Source organism: uncultured Sphingomonas sp., assembly GCF_964243315.1.
Taxonomy (GTDB): domain Bacteria; phylum Pseudomonadota; class Alphaproteobacteria; order Sphingomonadales; family Sphingomonadaceae; genus Sphingomonas.
The window spans coordinates 84,391-103,320 of record NZ_CAXTEM010000001.1; the positions used below are offsets into that span (position 1 = coordinate 84,391).

Here is an 18,930-nt window from a genome sequence, read left to right on the forward strand (position 1 = left end):
CCCGGAGATAATTTCCCCCGTCATCCCCGCGCAGGCGGGGATCCATACTGGCTGGCTTCAGTATGTCAGCCGCAACGCTTGCCAGTCTGGATCCCCGCCTGCGCGGGGATGACGAACGAGGTGGCTGGTTCTACTTGAGGTCGTTCGGCGCTAGCCCGCGGCCGCTGTGAGGCAGCTACCTGCACGAAAAAAGGCGGCCGCTCTCGCGACCGCCTTCTTTTTTCGGATCAAGCCGCGATCAGGTCGCGATGTTCGACGTCACCGGCTTGGCGGTCACGTCGAAGCGATCGGCGTCCATCACCTTCACCCACGCCTTGACGAAGTCCTTCACGAACTTCTCTTCGTTACCGTTCTCGGCATACACTTCCGCGGTCGCGCGCAGCTGCGAGTTCGAGCCGAAGACGAGATCGGTACGCGTGGCGCGCCACTTCTCGCCCTTGCCGCCACGGTCGTGGCCGATGAACTCCTCGTCGCTCGACGCGTCGACGAGCTCCCAGAAGGTCTCGTTGTCGAGCAGGTTGACGAAGAAGTCGTTGGTCAACTGACCCTTGCGGTCGGTCAGAACGCCCTCGGGCTTGTCGCCGTAATTGGCGCCCAGGACGCGCAGGCCGCCGAGCAGCACCGTCATCTCGGGAGCCGACAGGCCGAGCAGCGATGCCTTGTCGAGCAGAAGCTCCTCGGTCTTCACGGACTGCCGCGTCTTGAGATAGTTGCGGAAGCCATCGGCCTTCGGTTCCATCCAGACGAAGCTCTCGACGTCGGTCCAATCCTGCGTCGCGTCGCCGCGGCCGCCGGTGAATGGGACCTTCACCGCAAAGCCCGCATCCTTCGCCGCCTTCTCGATGGCCACCGAACCGGCGAGGACGATCGCATCGGCAAGCGACATCGCACCGCGCAGCTCGTCGAGCTTGGCGAGCACCATGGCGAGCTCTGCGGGCTCGTTGATCTCCCAGTTCTTCTGCGGCTCCAGCGCAATACGTGCACCATTGGCACCGCCGCGATGGTCGGACTTGCGGTAGGTCGAAGCGGACGCCCAGGCAGTCTTGACGAGCTGCCCGACGCTGAGCCCCGACGCCAACACCTTCTCACCGAACGCAGCGATATCTGCGTCGCTCGGCGCGGTCCCTTCCGGCACCGGATCCTGCCAGATCAGCGTCTCTTCCGGAACTTCGGGCCCAAGGAAACGAACCTTCGGACCCATGTCGCGGTGCGTCAGCTTGTACCAGGCCCGCGCAAAAGCGTCGTCGAGCGCCGACTGGTCGTCGCGGAACCGCTCCGAAATCGCGCGGAACTCGGGATCCATCTTCAGCGCCATGTCCGCCGTCGTCATGATCGTCGGCACGCGCTTGCTCGGGTCGCGTGCGTCGGGCGCCATGTCCTCCGTTTCAGGATTGACCGGCGTCCACTGCTTCGCGCCCGCCGGGCTCGCCGTCAGCTCATAGTCGTACTTGAACAGCAGCCGGAAATAGTCGCCGGTCCACTTGGTCGGATTGTTCGACCACGATCCTTCGATGCCCGACGTGGTGATGTGACCCTTGCCGATCTCCTCGCTGTCCGTGAGCCAGCCGAGGCCCTGCATGTGCACGGCCTCCGACGCGGGTTCCTTGCCGAAATTCTCGGCGGGCTTCGCCCCATGCGTCTTGCCGAAGGCGTGACCACCGGCAGTCAGCGCAACGATCTCCTCCGAATTCATCGCCATGCGCGAGAAGGTCGCGCGCATGTCCCGTGCCGAGCCGAGCGGATCGGGATTGCCGCCCGGGCCTTCTGGATTGACGTAGATGAGGCCCATCGAGTCGGCCGCCAGCGGGCCGTCCAGATCGAGCTCCTCCTCGGGACGGATGCGGGTCTGGTGTTCCGCGTGCCCGATCCACTGCTCTTCCGCGCCCCAGTAGGTATCGCCTTCCGACTGGAAGACGTCACGGCGCCCGCCAGCGAAGCCGAACACCGGTCCGCCCATGCTCTCGATGGCGACGTTGCCGGCGAGGATGAACAGGTCGGCCCAGCTGATGTGCTTTCCGTACTTCTGCTTCAGCGGCCACAGCAGGCGGCGTGCCTTGTCGAGATTGCCGTTGTCCGGCCAGCTGTTGAGCGGCTCGAACCGCTGCTGGCCCGACGACGCGCCACCGCGACCATCGGTGACGCGGTACGTGCCCGCGGCATGCCAGGCCATGCGGATCATGAACGGACCATAATGACCATAGTCGGCAGGCCACCACGGCTTGCTGTCGGTCATCAGCGCCGTCAGATCGGCTTTCAGCGCGAAGTAATCGAGCTTTCCGAACGCCTCGGCATAGTCATAATCCTCGCCCATCGGATCGGGCGACACGCCGTGCTGGTGGAGGATTTCGACCGGCAGCGCGTCTGGCCACCAATCCTTGTTGGTGCGGCCGAGCAGCGAGCGGAGCTTGATTTCGCCGCCACCGCCTTGACCCATGGGACAGCGTGCGCCGGGATCTTCGTCAGCCATAAATCTCACTCCTTGAATCAGTCTATCGTTCAGTAGCGCCGCCGATAAATCTATCCAATCAATTGTAATGATTTCGGCTATCGTTTCGATCGATAAGTCCGCCACGGCGCGCAGGCCCTTTCAACGCGTCACTGGCGTTCTGGAGCCGCTATGCTGCCTTCCGAAGCGGCATGTCGACATCCTCCGGCCCCCATCCGCCATTCTCGGCCACGCCGATCACGGCGACACTGCCGCGCCGTTCCAGCTTGCCCCAACCGACCTTGGGCCCTGCCACCGCGGCAACGATTGCCCGGAGGACGACGGCGTAGAGCAGCTGACGATAGCCGAACCGCTGCGCCAACAACCTCATCGCCGGAAAACGGGCTTCACGCGGATCCAGCCGATAGGCGATCCATCCGCAGGCCAGATCGATCGCGGTGAACGCGCCCCAGAATGCGGCGACCCACAGTGCGTCGGTTCCGGCGGCCGACCAACCCCGGTCGATGACGCGCCACGCGGTTCCGCCGATGCCGGTCAACAGGGCGATGTCGATCAGCGGCGCGGCGAGCGTGAACAGCAACTGGAAGACCACGGCCTGGGGCAGGCCGATCAGGCTCAGTCCACGCGGCTGCCCGCGGCCGATAAAGCCACGGTGCTTCCACAGGCACTGCAGCGTTCCGTACGCCCATCTGTACCGCTGCCGGAACAACGCGCGCACCGTCTCGGGCGCCTCGGTCCACGCCACCGCCTCGATATCGCATGCGACGCGCCACCCTGCCCGCTGGATCGCGATCGTCAGGTCCTGATCCTCGGCCAGGGTATCGTCCGGATAGCCGCCCACCTCGTCCAGCGCCGCGCGGCGCCACGCGCCAACGGCCCCCGGCACGACGGTGATCGCGCCCAATGCCTCGAGCGCGCGGCGTTCCAAGTTCTGCGCCGTGACATATTCGACGGCCTGCCAGCGGGTCAGCAGATTGACCGCGTTGCCGATCTTCGCATTGCCGGCGACCGCGCCGATCGCGGGGTCGGCGAACCAGCGCAACAAGCGCGCGACCGTTTCCGGTTCGAACTGGGTGTCGGCATCCAGCGCCACGACGATGTCACCCTTGGCGATCTCGAGCGCAGCGTTCAGCGCCCGTGCCTTGCCGCCGTTCGACAGGGTGAGCAGGCGCACCCGTGGATCGATGCCGAACGCGCGCGCGACGATGTCGGCGGTGCCGTCGGTCGAGCCGTCGTCGATCACGATAACATCCAGCCGAACGCCCTGGCTGCCGAGGATCCGGCGCACCGACGCCTCGATGACCCGTGCTTCGTTGAACGCGGGGATCAGGATTGAGACCGAGGTCGGCACCAGATGCGGCAGCGGGTCGCTCGGTCGCTGCTTGCGATGGGCCGCCAGAGCGAGCGCGCCGATCGCGATCGCGCGAGCGATACCGATCGCGATCAGCAGCACGAACAGCGCGCCCAGGCCGGTCCTCGCAAGCGCGACCCCGTCGAACATGAACCGCATGGATGCTGCGCTGCTCGATCGGTGGCCTTCCAATCGCGGCATCGCCTGATCGCGGGTCAGCCCGGCGAGCCGCGACACCCCTACCAGTATATAGCCCCTGCCACGCAGCCCCTCGATGATCGCCGGCAAGGCGGCGAGCGTCCGGCTGCGATCGCCGCCTGCATCGTGCAGCAGGACGATCTGGGCGGGGCGCTCTGCCGTGCCGGCTTCGACCTGCGCGATCGTGCGGGCGGCGATCTCGCCCGCAGACGGCGACTGCCAGTCGAGCGGATCGACGTTGAGGCCTACCGTGACATAGCCCAGCCCCGCGGCGACGCGGGTGGCGTGGAGTTCGTCGCTGCGATCCGGATCAGCGTCGCCCAGGAAGGGTGGGCGGAACAGCCGCAACGCGCGGCCGGTATACGCCTCGACCAAGCGTTCGGTCGCGTTGAGTTCGAGCCGCACCGTGGCGGGGGATCGGCTCGACAGATCCGCATGCGAGGTCGAGTGATTGCCAATTTCGCTACCCTCGGCGATGATCCGACGCAGCAGTTCGCCCTGCCCCAGCGCGTTGGTGCCGGTGACGAAGAAGGTTGCCGGCGCGCCGAAACGCTTCAGCACGTCCAGGATCCGCGGCGTCCAGCGCGCGTCCGGCCCGTCGTCGAAGGTGAGCGCCACCAACCGCCGGTGGGCGCCGGTGCGCTGCACGACATCGGTGCCGGGCAGGCGCCGCATCGCAGCCGACCGGATCAGGCCGGCGCCATCGACCTGAACGGTGCGCTGCCCCGGCGTGGCCGCCTCGTCCAATCGCATGAGTTCACCATTGCCATGGACGATGATCCCCGGCGGCGCGTCGATGCGCCCGACAACTGCGCGCGCGTCGCCGCCCAGCACGCTCCATAGCTTGGGATCCTCGCTGCCGAGCCGCCACAGCGCGACCGCCGCGGCACCTGTGCGCGATCGCGCGCAACTGGTTGTTGGCGACGACCGCATCCATCATCCACACCTGATGATCGCGGCCACCGGCGCGGTAGGCGAAATGCCAGTTCCCGCTCGCCGCGTCGAAACGGGGCATGGTGTGTGCGCGGCGCGCCAAAGCCCAGGCGTCGGTCACGCTCAGCGGCGTCGTGGCGTTGGCCGCCCAATCATAGGCGTAGTTGCCGATCGCGACGATCGCCTTTTGTCGGCCCACCTCAGCCACAGCGTCGGCGACGACGCGGACGAACCAGGGCTGCGACGCGATCGGCCCGGCGCTTCCGCCCATCCAATGTTCGTCATATGCCATCAGCACGACGCGGTCGACGACAGCGGCATAGGCGCCGAGATCCCAGGTCGGGTCCGCGACCGGCGCCGCGATCATCACCTGCCAACCGCGTCCGGCAAACCGGGTACGCAACTCGGCCAGGAACCGCCGGTAATCGCGATGCGCATTCGCCGGCAGGCTCTCCAGATCGAGCATGACCCCGGCCCCGCGCTCCGCCTCGATCATGCCGACGATCTGCTCGGCCAGGCGCCGTCGTGCCGCCCGATCCCGCAGCAGCTTGGCGGTTCCGGCGCCATCCCATTGGCCATCTTCGCGCGCGTTTTGCAGCATCGGCAGGACCAGCGGGCGACGCGTTGAGGCCCCCACCGTCGCGCGCATATGCGGATCGCCTTCGTAGACGAAGCGGTGCGCCGATCCGGTCACCGTCGCGAGACCGGGAACGAGCCAGTCCAAGCGGCCGACATTCTGCGCCAGCGAGCGCCGCGACGGCTCGTCCCAAGGCATGTAGAAGCCGAGCACGGGCGTCGCCTGGCGGCGGACCGGACCGGTCGATGACGGAAGCCAAGTGCCTCGCTCGCCGCCGACCGGCGCCGCGGCGATACCGCGCGGCCGCTGTGCATCCTCGCTCAGCCGGACCGGGAGCCGTGGGCGCGATTGCGTGATCGTCAGCAGCAGGAAACCCAACGCCGCCGCCAGCCCGACCAGCGTCGTGGCGGCAACGATCCAGGTCCAGCGTGCCCGCCGGCCGCTGGCGTCGTAGAAGACAGGTTGGTTCACGAAGCCCCCGGGCAGATTGGATGGCTGCGCCTAGCTTCGGCGGGGAAAGATACGGTTAACCAGCAAATGGTTTAGACCATTGCACATTAGCCCGATGTCCGGAGCCGGGGGCATCGACGGGCGAGCGAATGACAAACCTAAGCGATCAGCCTGCATGGGCTCGACGAGGTCCCGTTCGAACCCGTGCCTGCGTGCGATCTTTAATCCAGATTCTCCATGCCGGTGCACAGCGAACGATGCACGCCCGTTGGCATACGGTCGCTTCTCGCGTGAACAGTGGTCGACCTCGCTGTTCGAAAAGCAACACCACGGCGCGACGGACGAAATAGTCTCCCGATTACTCGCGAAGGACGGCGACCACGTCGTAATTGTCCAATGAGCAGCCGATTACCGGCGCTATGATCAAGACCGATGACCAAGGCGATGTCGGTTGCGGGGTCAAGATGCAAAGGGGACAATATGCTTTCGAGAGCAATTGCGACGTTGGCCTTGGCTGCGTCACCGGCCCAAGCAATCAGTCTTGCTACTGGGCCCAATCCATTTGATGGCACCACGGCCTCGGCAGAGCCAAATCTCGCAGGCGTCGTGAACCCGGATGGTTCGGCTCCGTCGACATCGTCGTGCATCCCGAGCCTTCGACCTGCTCGCTGATGCGGACCGGCTCGGAGCAGATGATCGGCAAGCTCAGCAATTTCGGAGAACAGCAATGAACCGTCGTGATTTCCTCGGCGCGATCGCTGCGAGCACGGCGTTGGGACTGCCCCGGGCAGCGTTCGCAGAAACCGCGGGGCCACCGGTCGCAAAGACCGTCGATGCCGTCGACCGGCGTTTGGGCATGGCCCTACCGGATCCCTATCGCTGGATGGAAGATGCGAAGGATCCCGCCTGGGAGCCCTGGATGCGCGCCCAGGGTGCTTACGCCCGTAAGGCGCTGGATGCGTTGCCTGGCCGGGCCGCGCTGGCGAAGCGGGTCGGCGCGCTCACCGGCGATCTTCCGATCGCCACGCGCGTGCAGCGGGCGGGTGCCCTGACCTTCGTCGAATTCCGCCCGGCTGGCGCCAGCGTGCCGAAGCTCTACGTCATCGATCGCGCGGGCGGCGATCGCCGTCTGCTGGTCGATCCCGAGGCGACGAAGGAGGCCGGCGGCGCGCACACGAGCCTCGACTGGTGGCGGGCATCGGACGACGGCGCCCTCGTCGCCTACGGCGTCTCGCCCGCCGGTTCGGAGGAGTCGGTGGCGCGCATCCTGCGCACTGCGGACGGCACGCACTTTCCCGAGACGATCGACCGCGCACGCTTCGCGAACCCGCAATGGCTGGCGGATGGTTCGGGCTTCTTCCACGGTCGCATCCGCGAAGGGGCGGTGCGCGGGGCTCCCGATTATTTCGCCAATTCCGTCGCCTGGTTCCACAAGCTCGGCACCGATCCCAAACAGGATATCCGTGTCGTCGGCGGTGGCGATACGATCGACGGCTACAAGATACTCCCGATCGAGTTCCCGTTCATTGTGGTCACGCCGGGGTCCGATGTCGCGATACTGCTGCCCTATGGCGGCGTTCGGCGCGAGAACCCCCTGTTCACCGCCTCCTTGTCCGATCTGTCGGCCGGGCGGGCAAGCTGGAAGACGGCAGCACGACTGGACGATCAGGTCACCAGCTTCGCGCTTCGTGGTCGGGATCTCTATCTGGTCGGCGAGAGGGACGCGCCGCTCGGCCGCATCCTGAAGCTCGACGCCGCGAACCCCGACATCGCTCGGGCCGACATCGTCGTACCCGAAGCGCGTGCGCCGATCGAAACCGCCGATACCGGGCTGCTGGCCGCACGCGACGGGATCTATTTCGCGCGCCAGAATGGCGGCCCGACCACGCTTCATCGCATCGGATCGGATGGCAAGACGACCGACATCGCGATGCCGTTCGATGCCGGTGTCTACGGCCTGTTCGGTTGCCCGATCAGGACGGCATCGACGTGCGGATCGGCGGCTGGATACAGCCATTCGCGATCTACCGGTATAAGGCGGGCGGAACGCTGTCGGACGCCGGTCTCAGCCCCAAACCGGCCTTCTCCACCGCCGAATATGAGTCCAGGCAGATCTTCGCCACCGCCCCGGATGGCACGAAGATACCGGTGTCGATCATCGCGAAGCGAGGGTTGAAGCGCGACGGACGGGCTCCCGCTCTGGGGCAATGCTATTCCAGCTACGGCGTCTCTGCCTCGCCCGTCTTCTCGCCGCGGTTCATCGCCTTTCTAGAGCGTGGCGGGGTCATGTTCGAAGTGCACGCGCGCGGCGGTGGCGAATATGGCGCGCCGTGGTGGCGGGCCGGGCAGAAGGCGAACAAGCCAAACACCTGGCGGGACTTCATTGCCGGTTGCGAGGCGGTGATCCGCGACGGTTGGACGTCGCCGGCGACGCTGACGATCATGGGCACGTCGGCCGGTGGCATCGCGGTCGGCAACGCCCTGGTGGAGCGGCCCGACCTCTTCGCCGGCGCGATCGACAATGTCGGCTGGACCAACACGTCGCGCGCGGGCGTCGAACAGAATTCCGCGCCCAACTTCCCGGAATTCGGCGATCCGTCGAACGACACGGAGTTCCGCGGGCTGGTGGCGATGGACGCCTATCAGAAGGTCAAGGATGGCGTGCGCTACCCCGCGGTCCTTGCAATCACCGGCATGACCGACCCACGCGTGGCGCCATGGCACCCGGCCAAGTTCGCCGCACGTCTGCAGAAGGCGTCGACCGGCGGTCCGGTGCTGCTGCGCGTCACCTTCGACGCCGGTCATGGCCTGGGCTCGACGCGACAGCAGAGCGATGCGCAATGGGCGGACATCTTCGCCTTCGTCCTGTCGACCGCACGCGCCCCTGCATAGGGGTCGACTGCAAGCTCGGCGCGTCGGTCGAGCGTTGCTGACCGCCTCGCGTCCGCTTGGCTGGGCGCCACCAATCTAAGGCTCGCTAGCGGTATCTATAAAGACGCACACGATAGACCCGGTGCTCCGCAGCATCGGCCGAAAATAGACGCAGCGACTGGCCCTGCCCGTTCTCGTCGCCGTTCAGGCGCCGGCCGGTCACCGCGCCGGTGTCACGCAGGATCTGCTCGTCGATGCTCTCGATCCCGACGATCGGCGCGCCGGGCCGGTCGGTGGTGAAGCTGATCTGGGTGTCTCCACTGCCTAAGATCAGGAACTCGTCGGGCCCGAGCTTGAGGAACATGGCGGCGACGCGGCTCGCCTGATCGACGTTGCCGCCGGGGCCGGTCGCGCGCGTGATGTTGGCGATATAGTCGCCGATGCGGATGCGGCCCGCGCGCTGAGCGGAGCCTTCCATGATGGCCGTCTCGATCTTCCCCTCGGCCTGCTTCTGAAGCACCAGCGGGGCAAGGCGCGCCAATTGGCCGTATATCGCACCCATCGCGGCGTCACCGGCGTTGCCCGCGTCGAGACCGACGCTCACGTCCCCGGCCAGGACGACGCCCTGACCGTCGACGCCGAACGGGGAGAAGCCGAGCCCCTTCATCGCGCCGATCGTATAGAGCGCGTTGGCGGCGCCGGCCGGACCGCCCCTTGCCTCGGGCACGAACAGCGGGTTGTCGGCTCGGCGATATTCGGACGCCCAATGCGCGTAGTTGTCGAAGTAGATGTCCGGCGCGAGGAAATCGAGCGACGGCGCCCCAGCCTTCCAGATGTCGAGGGAGATCGGCAGCGGTCCGCCCGAATTATACTGACCTGGCTCGTAATTGGGCCGGATCAACGCCGCATTGGTGAACATCGGTAAGGCGTATTCCGCCTTCCCCGCGGCGGTCACCTTCTCGATGTAGGTCGCGTACCACCACGACATGAACAGCGCGTCGGTGGTGCTGCCGGTGCCCAACACCTCCTCCCAAGACCCCGACCCCCGCCCCCCGGCGGCTTCCCAAGCCGCCCGTAGCTGCGGATGGAGCGTCGCACGGTGCTGCTCCAGGTGGCGGATCAGCGCCTCGGGCACCGGTGCAGCGAACGCGGCGTTCGCGGGCGCGGAGTGATCCCGCGATTCCGGGATGATCCCGACCTCGTTCTCGACCTGGACGAACAACACCGTATGGCGCGTGCCGTCGACGGCGCGGAGGTGCCGCATCAACTGGCTGAAGGCGCGCGCGTCGGCATCGCGTGACGCGGCGGAAAAGGGCGACAGACGTTCGGTCCCGCGTCCGTCGCTCGTCAGAACGCGGCCGAACCGCGCCTGATCGCGCTTCACCCACGCTGGTACATAGCTGGAATAGGTGTTCTTCCACGTACCGAACCAGAGGATGACGAGGCGAAGATCGTGCTCGCGCGCGCCCTTCAGCAGGCCATCCACGTTACTGAAGTCGAACTTGCCCTCCTCCGGCTCGATCGTCTCCCAGGCGACGGGGACGAGGACGGTGTTGATGTTCAGCGCCTTAAGCTTGGGCCAGATCGGGGCCATGTACGCGAGGTCGCTGCTGCTGGAGTTGTGCGTCTCGCCGCCCAGCACCAGGAACGGCTTGCCCGTGACGATCAACTGGGTCGCCTCGCCACGACGCTCCAGATGCGGTGCCGACGCCGATTGCGCATAGGCGACCCCTGTCAACGCACTGGCAATGGTCGCCAGGATCAAGCCGAAAGCGGACAGCAGATGACGCATGGGAACTCCTAAGTAGCCGACTGGGCGAGCGCCGCTACGCGCGGAGCTTGTGGCCGCTTGCCCGGTTCAGCGCAAATTCGCGTCGTGCGCATGCGGCGGCGGACCGTGCGATTCACGCAGAACGATCAAGTGTTCGAGCACGACGTGGTCGGGCGTCGCGCTCGGCTGATCCCGCGCGATCCCGTGCAGCACGAGCTTGAACGCCAGTTCGGTGAGGTCGGCGGTGGGTTGGCGTACCGTCGTGAGGGTGGGCCAGATCGTCGTCGCCAGCGAGGTATCGTCGAACCCGCAAATTGACAGATCCGCCGGCACGTCGATGCCGCGGCGATGCGCGACCGATACGGCGGCGGCGGCCATGTCGTCGTTGCTCGCGAAGATCGCAGTCGGCGGCACCCGAAGGGCGAGAAGCTCGTCCGCTGCCTGCATACCCGACTGATAATCGTAATTGCCCTGCGCGATCAGCTCGGCATCGACCGGAACATCGCTCGCGCGCAGCGCATCGCGATATCCCTCCAGCCGGTACTTGCTCGACGCGTGGGTCGCCCGCCCCTGAACGAAGCCGATCCGGCGGTGCCCGAGTTCGAGCAAATGCGCGGTCATCTCCTGCGCCGCCTTGCGATCGTCGATCCCAACGGACTGAACTCCTTGATCCCCATGCGTCGACCCGGTGGCGACGATCGCCATCCCGGCTTGGCGCAGCGCGGCGACCAGATCGACGTCGTCGCCGAGAGGCGGGGCCAGGATCACGCCCTGCACACCGCGCGCGATCAGATCGTCCATCACGGTTGGGTCCAGGTTAGATCCCGTGACTTCGCGAAAGCTGAGGATCGCATGGGCGCGGCTCGCCGATTGCGAGAGGCGAATCAGGTATTCGCCGAGGGAGCCTGGATTGGGAAACCGATGCAGCAGCGCGACCCGCGCCTGCTTCGCGCCCGACAGCGCACGCGCCGCGAGGTTCGGCGAGAACCGCAACGCCTCGATCGACGCCTCAACCGACGCACGGGTGTTGTGCCGCACCGCGCGATCGCCGTTGATCACGCGCGACACGGTCATGTGCGACACACCGGCATGCCTGGCTACATCATGGATGGTAGGACTGCGGAGCACCGTCGTGTCCCGCACCGTCACGTCCCGCGCCGTCATCGCATCCTTGTCGTACTCACCGAGAAGCCACTGAGGCTATTGCACGACGACATCACTGGCAATTGACAATCTCGGACGAGTGAGGTCAGGTAGCTATGTTACCGTGAACACACGGGCGCTTTCGGGCCTATTTGGGAGGATGCAATGGAGCTTTCGACACGCAAGGTGCGCGGTGGCGCGCTGATCACCGCGGTGCTGCTGTGCGGCTCCGCTTGGCCGGCACTGGCGCAGAGCGCGAGCCAGGCTCAGCCTTCTTCCACCCCCAAGGCCGACGCCGGCAACGCGCCCTCGGCCTCGTCGAACAGCACCGCACAAGATGCCGGTGCGCAGACGCAGGATGGCGCCGGCGCAACCCAGCCGACCCAGATCGACGATACCGCGCAGGCGCCGGCCGATCCGTCGGCTACGGGCAATCAGGACATCGTGGTCACCGGCTACCGTGCGTCGCTCGAAAGCCAGGCGAACGCCAAGCGCAACTCGATCGGGTTCACCGACACGATCTTCGCCGAAGACATCGGCAAATTTCCCGACACCAACATCGCGGAATCGGTGAATCGCATCCCGGGTGTCACCATCGCGCGCGAAGTCACGGGCGAAGGGTCGAACGTCGCGATCCGCGGGCTCGGCACCAACTTCACCCGCGTGCTGCTCAACGGGGCACCGGTCGCGATCGCATCGGTCCGCTTCGACGCGCAGAGCACCAATCGCGAAGTCGATCTCGACCTCATTCCGACCGAACTCTTCACCCAATTGACCGTCAGCAAATCACCGACTGCCAGCCAGGTGGAGGGCGGCGCAGCGGGCACCGTGAACCTGCGATCCGCGCGGCCGTTCGACAACCCGAAGCCTTATGTCAGCTATGGGATCCAGGGGTCGAAGGTCAGCAAGGCCGACAAATGGGGCTATCGCGGCTATGCGCTGGCGAGCGCCACCTTCGGCGACTTCGGCCTGCTGATCGGCGGCGCTGCGGTCAAGAACCGCTTCCGCGTCGACGGGTTCGAGACGATCGGGTGGACCAACCCTAACCTGACCGCCGCGCAAAACACGGCCACGAACCGCAATGCGACGGGCGGCGGCAATTTTACCATCCCCGGCACCGTCCCGGCGAACGCCGGCAACGGCCTCCTAACGGGTACGGTGATCGATCAGGCGTTTCTGTTGAGCCGCAATCCGGGCGCGACGATCGACCAGATCGACAACGGCCTGCTGCCGCGCCTCGGCCGGCCGCGTACCGAGATAGGCGAGCGCACCCGCTATAACGGCCTGGCTTCGTTCGAATGGCGGCCGAGCGATGCGTTCCACTTCTACGTCGACGGCATGTACGCCAAGCGTAACACGGACTTCACGCGCACCGCGATGAATTGGGCGGTTCGCAACGGCGCCGCCATTCCGCTGAACACGACCTACGACAAGACCGACTGCGCCGCGGGGTGCACCGTCACCGGCGGTACCTTCGCCAATTCGCAGTTCTTTCTCGAATATCGCCCCTATCGCGATCGGCAGGATTATTGGGGCGTGAACCCGGGCGCCGAGTTCATCATCAACGACTTCATCAAGGGCGACCTGCAGGCGAACTACACCGAGAGTCACTTCCGCCGCGAAAGCCCGACGGTGCTCGTCATCACACCGCCCAGCAGCGGCGTGACGGTCGACTATGCGAACGATGGCGGCATTCCGTCGATCGGCACGAACATCGACCTCAACAATCCGGCCAGCTTCGGCTGGGCGGGCGGCGGCCGCGTCAATCTCAACGGCGAAGAACGCGACACCAAGACCCAGGGCATCCGCGGCAGTCTGTTGTTCGGCGACGAGAAGCGCTTCAGCGTCCGCGTCGGTGCCGCCTATGACGATACCAGCCGCCGGATTACCCCGTTCGACAACACTAACCCGTGGCAGGCACTGATCTGCGGCAACAACCCGAACGTCGTGCTACCTGGTCCCAACCGCCAGCCGATCTGCGACGGCGCCAACCTTCCCGGCACCGCGGCGCCTCCCGGCTACCCCACCTACCCCGCTTACGGCACCGGATTCTCCGCCGGCGCGCCGCCGCTGGTCTATGCAGGCTCGGTCGTGCCGACCGCCGCGGTGCCGGGTTTCCTGCTGCCCGGTCCCGGCGGGTTCGTCACGGTCGACTGGAACAAGTTCAAGGCTGCGACCAATTACGATCAGCTGCTTGCGGGCGCCACCGAGACCGGCGCGGGCAGCAGCGGCGCCAATGGCGGCCTCATCCGCGAGAAGGTGACCGGCACCTTTGCCGAGATGAACGCCCTTTTCGACATCGGGGACAACGACACGCTCCGGCTCAACGGCGGCGTTCGGTATGTCCGCACCCAGCAGATCGTCGGCGGGCGCACCACCATTCCCGATCCTCGCAACACGCGCGGCGGGTTGACCTGCCCTGGCGTCGCGCCGACCTTCGTGCTGGACGGCTCCTGCTATCCGGTCCTGACCAGTTTCAACAACAGCAACCGTCTCTACTCGAACTTCCTGCCGTCGGCGAACGTGGCGTACAGCTTCGGCAGCAAGGCGGTCGCCCGCGCGTCCGTGTCGCGAACGCTGACGCGACCCGATCCCAACCAGCTGCTGCCGGGTGCGAGCTTCGTGCAGCCGTCGGCTGATGTCGGCACCCTCGGCAACAACGCGCTCGACCCGTATATCTCCGACAATATCGACCTCGGTTTTGAATATTACACCGGCGGCGAGGGCGTGATCGCGTTCGCGGCTTTCCGCAAGTCGATCACCGGGTTCACCGTCAACGGCCTCACCAACGTACCGTTCTCGACGCTGGAGCCGTTCGGAATCACCTTCGCCTCGCTGACCCAGGCCCAGCAGGACGCGCTGCGAGCGCGGGTCGCCGGCACCGGGGTCGCGCCGGAGCAGGCGATCATCCAGCTCCAGCAGCAGGTCAACGCGGACGGCAAGCTGAAGGTCAACGGGCTCGAGTTCCAGCTGACTCAACCGCTCGATTTCGTCACCCGCTTCATCGGTGTCCGCGGGTTCGGCTTTCAGGGCAATCTGACCTTTATCGACCAGAAGGGCGAAGGCACCGGCGCTCCCGCGATCGCGCTCGGCGTGGCACCGACCACCTACACCGCGACGGGCTATTACGAAGGCAACGGCATCTCGGCGCGTCTGACCTACACCTACAATGAAGGGTCGCAGAACTCCGGCCTGAACCAGAACGGCATCCCCGCCGCGGCGATCTTCGGCCGCGACTATGGGCAGCTGGATTTCTCCGGCAATATCGATCTGGGCAAGATCCTCGACAACGACCTGCTGCCGACGTTGGTGGTCAACGTCATCAACATCAACAAGGAAGCACAGAGCAGCTACTTCCAGTTCCCGAACGCGACCTTCAACGAATATAACCCGGGCCGCACGGTGTTGGTGGGCATTCGCGGGCGGTTCTGACGAAGCCGGTCTCCCACTGTCGCGGCCTCAGGGGCCGCGACAGTGGGCGGTATGGCACGGATGAAAGACATGCGGATCGCGGCACTGCGCGCGACCATCCTTTCCTGAGACGAACGGACATCGTTTCTTCGGCGCTCGTTTGAATATGCCTCGATGTCCTAGATGATCGAACGTAGTATCCGGGTCAGTTCCTCGTCCGTCGTCAGCGACGTTACATCTTCGAAACGCAATGTGACCGGTCCGATCGCTGCGCTGGCCTGCAATCCGTCGATCGTCATGCGCGTAGTGCCGGTGAGATCGGCCTCTTGCTCACCAAAGAGCTTCGCCAAGTAGCAACTCGCGATCGCATGATGCGCGGCTGCGGCACGAGACGTACGCGCCTGTGCCGCCAGCGTCGCCTCGGCTATCGACCTCTTCAGAAGATACTCGCAATCGGGCACCGATCTGGATGGATAAAGTCCCATATCGCCTCCTGACCGGGCCGAGCATGCCTCATTTGGATCGCCAATTTGACGATGTGCCGAGCGTAAACAGAAGCTTGATGTTGCGGCGGCTCACCACGTTCTCTTCAATTCGCGGGGTTGCGCATGACCGGACGCGATAGCTGCAGGAAAGCAGTCCCCTAATTGGCTATTGTCCGGCGCACCCGCTTCATTCGAAGCGGATTACGTTGTCTTCGGACAAAGCTATCTCCATGCATCTGAGCTCACGCTGTCTTTGGAGTAGGATCTCGGTCAATAGCGGCATCAACTCGATCGCCTCCTCGACTTCGTCCTTGGTAGCTTTCTCATCGCAAAGAACCATCATCTGTCGCCGAACTTCACGCTCGGTAACCAAGAGAAGTCCATGCGCTATTCTCAACTCCGACCATTGAACATCCTTAGTAAGGCGACGAGCCTTGCGTCGTTCGTTCAATATTTCGGTGATATTCAGGATAGTAGCCATGACGTTGCAATGTCAGAAACCACGCGTAGTTCCAGTTTATAAACGTTCTATCCACCGAATATTAACGTTTATCTATGAACAGGGTTAACGAGGTATTCTCATGACGCGATTCGAGACACCGGAGCTCATTATTAACCATCCGACGACCTCCTGCCGTGACGCGGGACATCGGCGGAACGGTGTCCATCAACCATAAGCGACCACTCGGCGCTACGAAGTCGACGAGAGCTTCATCAAGACGAGACCGCTGACGATCAGCGCACCAGCGACCAGGCGCGTCGCCGTGAACGTCTCGCCGAAAGCCGCGATGCCGACGATGAAGGCGCCGATCGCGCCGATGCCGGTCCAGATCGTGTAGGCGGTCCCGAGCGGCAACGTTCGCATCGCCCAGGCCAGCAGACCGAAGCTGACCAACATGCCCGTTGCCGTGATGATCGTGGGCCAAAGCTTCGTGAACCCATGCGATTGCTTCATCGCCGTGGCCCAAACGACCTCGGACAGACCAGCGAGAACGAGTGCAACCCACGCCATGACAGCCTCCAATAAGCTGCCGGGCCGTCCCGGGCTTGACCGCCCAATGCGGGGCGGGAACGTGGTCACCGCCCGGGAGATTTGGCGGTTCTTCCGGGATTTTCAACTGCCGTCTTTGCGCGAGACGCGCCAACTCGCCGACCGGGCTGCGGATCGGGCGATCTAAGATCCTAACGGAGCTCGAGTGGATTGTTTGTTCTTGAGCTTGCTGCCCGCCTGATGGCCTGTCTGACCTCGACCGATCGACGATCGATCCTTATCGATGCTCGCTTCCGGCTTCGTCTTCTTCAAGACGCCGGAGAGCAGCCAGAGATCTGGTTCCGCCCAGGAGTGTTCGATGCGTCTTTTCTTCTCCCTTTTGATCTTGCCCCTGACCCCGCTGATCCAGGCGGGCGCGCCGGTGCCGCTCCAGGCCGCTCCGTCCGCTGCCGCGACGAAGGCGCAGGATGCCGCGCTGCTGCAGTTCCTCGACCGCGCCTATGACGAGCAACTCGCGCTGAGCCCGGAGAACCAGACGCAACTCGGGTTCAAGACCAATTACGGCAAGCTCGACGATTATACCGACGCCGCCGCGGTGCGGGCGCGGGCTCTGGCCGAGCGGCAGCTGAAGACGATGCGGACGCAGTTCCGACCTGAACAACTGGGCGAGAGTGCGCGTGTCAGCTACCGCCTGTTCGAATATCAGGTCGAGCGCGAAGGCGAGTCCTTCCAGTTCCGGAAGCTCCGCTTCCCGGTGTCGACCAACGGTAGCCCGGCGGGCGAGATCCCGGTCCTGCTGATCAACAACCACAAGGTCGACACGATCGCCGATGCGCAGGCCTATGTCTCTCGCCTGCGCGATACCGAGCGCGTGATGCGCGAAGTCGCGGCGACGATGCGCGAGCAGGCGGCGGCAGGGATCATCCCCAACAAGGTCAATTTCGCCCCTGCGCGCGCCGATGCCAGGGCCGTGATCACCGGCGCGCCGTTCGACGACGGCCCCGACTCGACCGTCATGGCCGATTTCCGCAAGAAGGTGGCCGCACTGAAGGCGCCCGACGCAACGAAGGCGAAGCTGCTGGCGCATGCCGCTGCGGCGCTGACCGGACCGTTCCGCCGCGGCTACAACACGCTGTTCGCCGCGCTGGACACGATCGAGCCGCTGTCCAAGGGCAATTTCGGTGCTTGGAGCCTGCCGAACGGCGCGGCCTATTATGCGGACCGGCTGAAGGGCTCGACGACAACCGACCTGACCGCGGACGAAATTCACCAGCTCGGCCTGCGTCAGGTTGCGTCAATCCGTCAGGAGATGGGGGAGATCAAGCAGGAGGTCGGCTTCACCGGTACGCTGGAGCAGTTCTTCGACAGCATACGCACCGATCCGAGATTCAAATATCCGAACACCGCCGCCGGCCGTGAAGAGTATCTTGGAGATGCCCGCGCGGTGATCGCGTCCGTGATGGTCGCGGCCCCACGCTATTTTCGTGTCCTGCCCAAGGCACCTTTGGAGGTGCGCGCGGTAGAGAAGTGGCGGGAAGGCACTGCCTCGACCGCGTTCTACAATCCGCCCTCCGCCGACGGATCGCGGCCGGGCATCTATTACGTCAATCTCGTCGACATGAACCAGACGCAGAAGGTGCAGGTCGCCGGCATCGCCGCGCATGAGGGCGCGCCGGGGCATCACTTCCAGATCGCGCGCCAGCAGGAGATGACCGGCATCCCCAAGTTCCGCAAGTTCGGTGGCTACGGTGCCTATGTCGAAGGATGGGGCCTGTATTCGGAGCGGCTGGCGAACGAGATGGGTGTGTACAAGGACCCGTATGCGCGGTTCGGCATGCTGTCGCTTCAGGTCTGGCGCGCGATCCGGCTGGTGCTCGACACTGGGATCCATTCCAAGCGGTGGACGCGCGAACAGGCGGTCGCCTATTTCAAGACGAACAGCTCGGTGTCGGAAAAGGACATCGGCCGGGAGGTCGACCGCTACTTCAATTGGCCGGGTCAGGCGACCAGCTACATGGTCGGGCAGCTCAAGATCGCCGAGTTGCGCAAGCGGGCGGAACAGAGTCTCGGCGCCAAGTTCGACCTGCGCGACTTCCACGAGGCGATACTGAGCCAAGGCGCCCTGCCGCTCGCGGTGCTGGAGGAGCAGGTCGATCGCTACATCGCGGCAACGAAGGCGCGATAAGGCCGGTCCATACGGCGGCCATGCTCCTCTCGGCGAAGGTCGGCGCCTTGTTGTCGCTGAGCTTTCGCAGGCAGGCGGTCGGCGCGCGATCTGGATCGGGCAAAAAGACGAAGCTAGA

Annotated in this window: 11 protein-coding genes; 4 read left to right on the top strand and 7 right to left on the bottom strand. The window is 65.2% G+C overall.

The window, feature by feature from the left end:
* Positions 1-238: 238 nt before the first annotated feature.
* From katG to ACFE77_RS00295, 3 genes are all read right to left on the bottom strand, one after another.
* A complete protein-coding gene (gene katG, locus ACFE77_RS00285) occupies positions 239-2,467 on the bottom strand; it encodes a catalase/peroxidase HPI (RefSeq protein ID WP_375419614.1) in 2,229 nt (742 codons plus the stop codon).
* A gap of 148 nt (positions 2,468-2,615) precedes the next feature.
* Complete coding sequence (locus ACFE77_RS00290) at positions 2,616-4,748, bottom strand: glycosyltransferase (protein ID WP_375419688.1); 2,133 nt, start codon at positions 4,746-4,748, stop codon at positions 2,616-2,618.
* A gap of 4 nt (positions 4,749-4,752) precedes the next feature.
* Entirely contained in the window at positions 4,753-5,976 is a 1,224-nt protein-coding gene (locus ACFE77_RS00295; protein ID WP_375419615.1) for a glycosyl hydrolase family 18 protein, read from the bottom strand.
* Positions 5,977-6,682: 706 nt separating this feature from the next.
* On the opposite strand from ACFE77_RS00295, the gene ACFE77_RS00300 reads away from it, so the two are divergent.
* Positions 6,683-8,131: a hypothetical protein gene (locus ACFE77_RS00300; protein WP_375419616.1), complete on the top strand. Its 1,449-nt coding sequence runs from the start codon at positions 6,683-6,685 to the stop codon at positions 8,129-8,131.
* Positions 8,104-8,847 carry a prolyl oligopeptidase family serine peptidase gene (locus ACFE77_RS00305; RefSeq protein WP_375419617.1) on the top strand — a complete coding sequence of 248 codons (744 nt, stop codon included), beginning with the start codon at positions 8,104-8,106 and terminating at the stop codon, positions 8,845-8,847. Before ACFE77_RS00300 ends, ACFE77_RS00305 begins: the two co-directional genes overlap by 28 nt.
* An 85-nt stretch (positions 8,848-8,932) precedes the next feature.
* On the opposite strand, the gene ACFE77_RS00310 is transcribed toward ACFE77_RS00305, so the two are convergent.
* Both ACFE77_RS00310 and ACFE77_RS00315 read right to left on the bottom strand, forming a co-directional pair.
* Entirely contained in the window at positions 8,933-10,618 is a 1,686-nt protein-coding gene (locus ACFE77_RS00310; protein WP_375419618.1) for a DUF5597 domain-containing protein, read from the bottom strand.
* Positions 10,619-10,684: 66 nt separating this feature from the next.
* Positions 10,685-11,761: a LacI family DNA-binding transcriptional regulator gene (locus tag ACFE77_RS00315; RefSeq protein ID WP_375419619.1), complete on the bottom strand. Its 1,077-nt coding sequence runs from the start codon at positions 11,759-11,761 to the stop codon at positions 10,685-10,687.
* Between the two features lie 144 nt (positions 11,762-11,905).
* Here ACFE77_RS00315 and ACFE77_RS00320 point away from each other — a divergent pair, with 144 nt between their 5' ends.
* Positions 11,906-15,172, top strand: a complete 3,267-nt coding sequence (locus ACFE77_RS00320; protein ID WP_375419620.1) for a TonB-dependent receptor — start codon at positions 11,906-11,908, stop codon at positions 15,170-15,172.
* Positions 15,173-15,330: 158 nt separating this feature from the next.
* On the opposite strand, the gene ACFE77_RS00325 is transcribed toward ACFE77_RS00320, so the two are convergent.
* Positions 15,331-15,636 (bottom strand): hypothetical protein, encoded by a 306-nt coding sequence (locus tag ACFE77_RS00325; RefSeq protein WP_375419621.1) that lies wholly within the window; start codon positions 15,634-15,636, stop codon positions 15,331-15,333.
* Positions 15,637-16,327: 691 nt separating this feature from the next.
* On the bottom strand, positions 16,328-16,648 hold the full coding sequence (locus ACFE77_RS00330; protein ID WP_375419622.1) for a DMT family transporter: 321 nt from the start codon (positions 16,646-16,648) through the stop codon (positions 16,328-16,330).
* 337 nt (positions 16,649-16,985) lie between these two features.
* Between ACFE77_RS00330 and ACFE77_RS00335 the strand changes: the two genes are divergently transcribed.
* Positions 16,986-18,812: a DUF885 family protein gene (locus ACFE77_RS00335; protein WP_375419623.1), complete on the top strand. Its 1,827-nt coding sequence runs from the start codon at positions 16,986-16,988 to the stop codon at positions 18,810-18,812.
* The last annotated feature ends 118 nt before the right edge of the window (positions 18,813-18,930 follow it).

Bases quoted from the DNA above. Each gene is read 5' to 3' on its own strand.
- katG (WP_375419614.1), bottom strand. From the start codon at position 2,467: ATGGCTGACGAAGATCCCGGCGCACGCTGTCCCATGGGTCAAGGCGGT.
- ACFE77_RS00290 (WP_375419688.1), bottom strand. From the start codon at position 4,748: ATGCGATTGGACGAGGCGGCCACGCCGGGGCAGCGCACCGTTCAGGTC.
- ACFE77_RS00300 (WP_375419616.1), top strand. From the start codon at position 6,683: ATGAACCGTCGTGATTTCCTCGGCGCGATCGCTGCGAGCACGGCGTTG.
- ACFE77_RS00310 (WP_375419618.1), bottom strand. From the start codon at position 10,618: ATGCGTCATCTGCTGTCCGCTTTCGGCTTGATCCTGGCGACCATTGCC.
- ACFE77_RS00315 (WP_375419619.1), bottom strand. From the start codon at position 11,761: ATGACGGCGCGGGACGTGACGGTGCGGGACACGACGGTGCTCCGCAGT.
- ACFE77_RS00320 (WP_375419620.1), top strand. From the start codon at position 11,906: ATGGAGCTTTCGACACGCAAGGTGCGCGGTGGCGCGCTGATCACCGCG.
- ACFE77_RS00325 (WP_375419621.1), bottom strand. From the start codon at position 15,636: ATGGGACTTTATCCATCCAGATCGGTGCCCGATTGCGAGTATCTTCTG.
- ACFE77_RS00330 (WP_375419622.1), bottom strand. From the start codon at position 16,648: ATGGCGTGGGTTGCACTCGTTCTCGCTGGTCTGTCCGAGGTCGTTTGG.
- ACFE77_RS00335 (WP_375419623.1), top strand. From the start codon at position 16,986: ATGCGTCTTTTCTTCTCCCTTTTGATCTTGCCCCTGACCCCGCTGATC.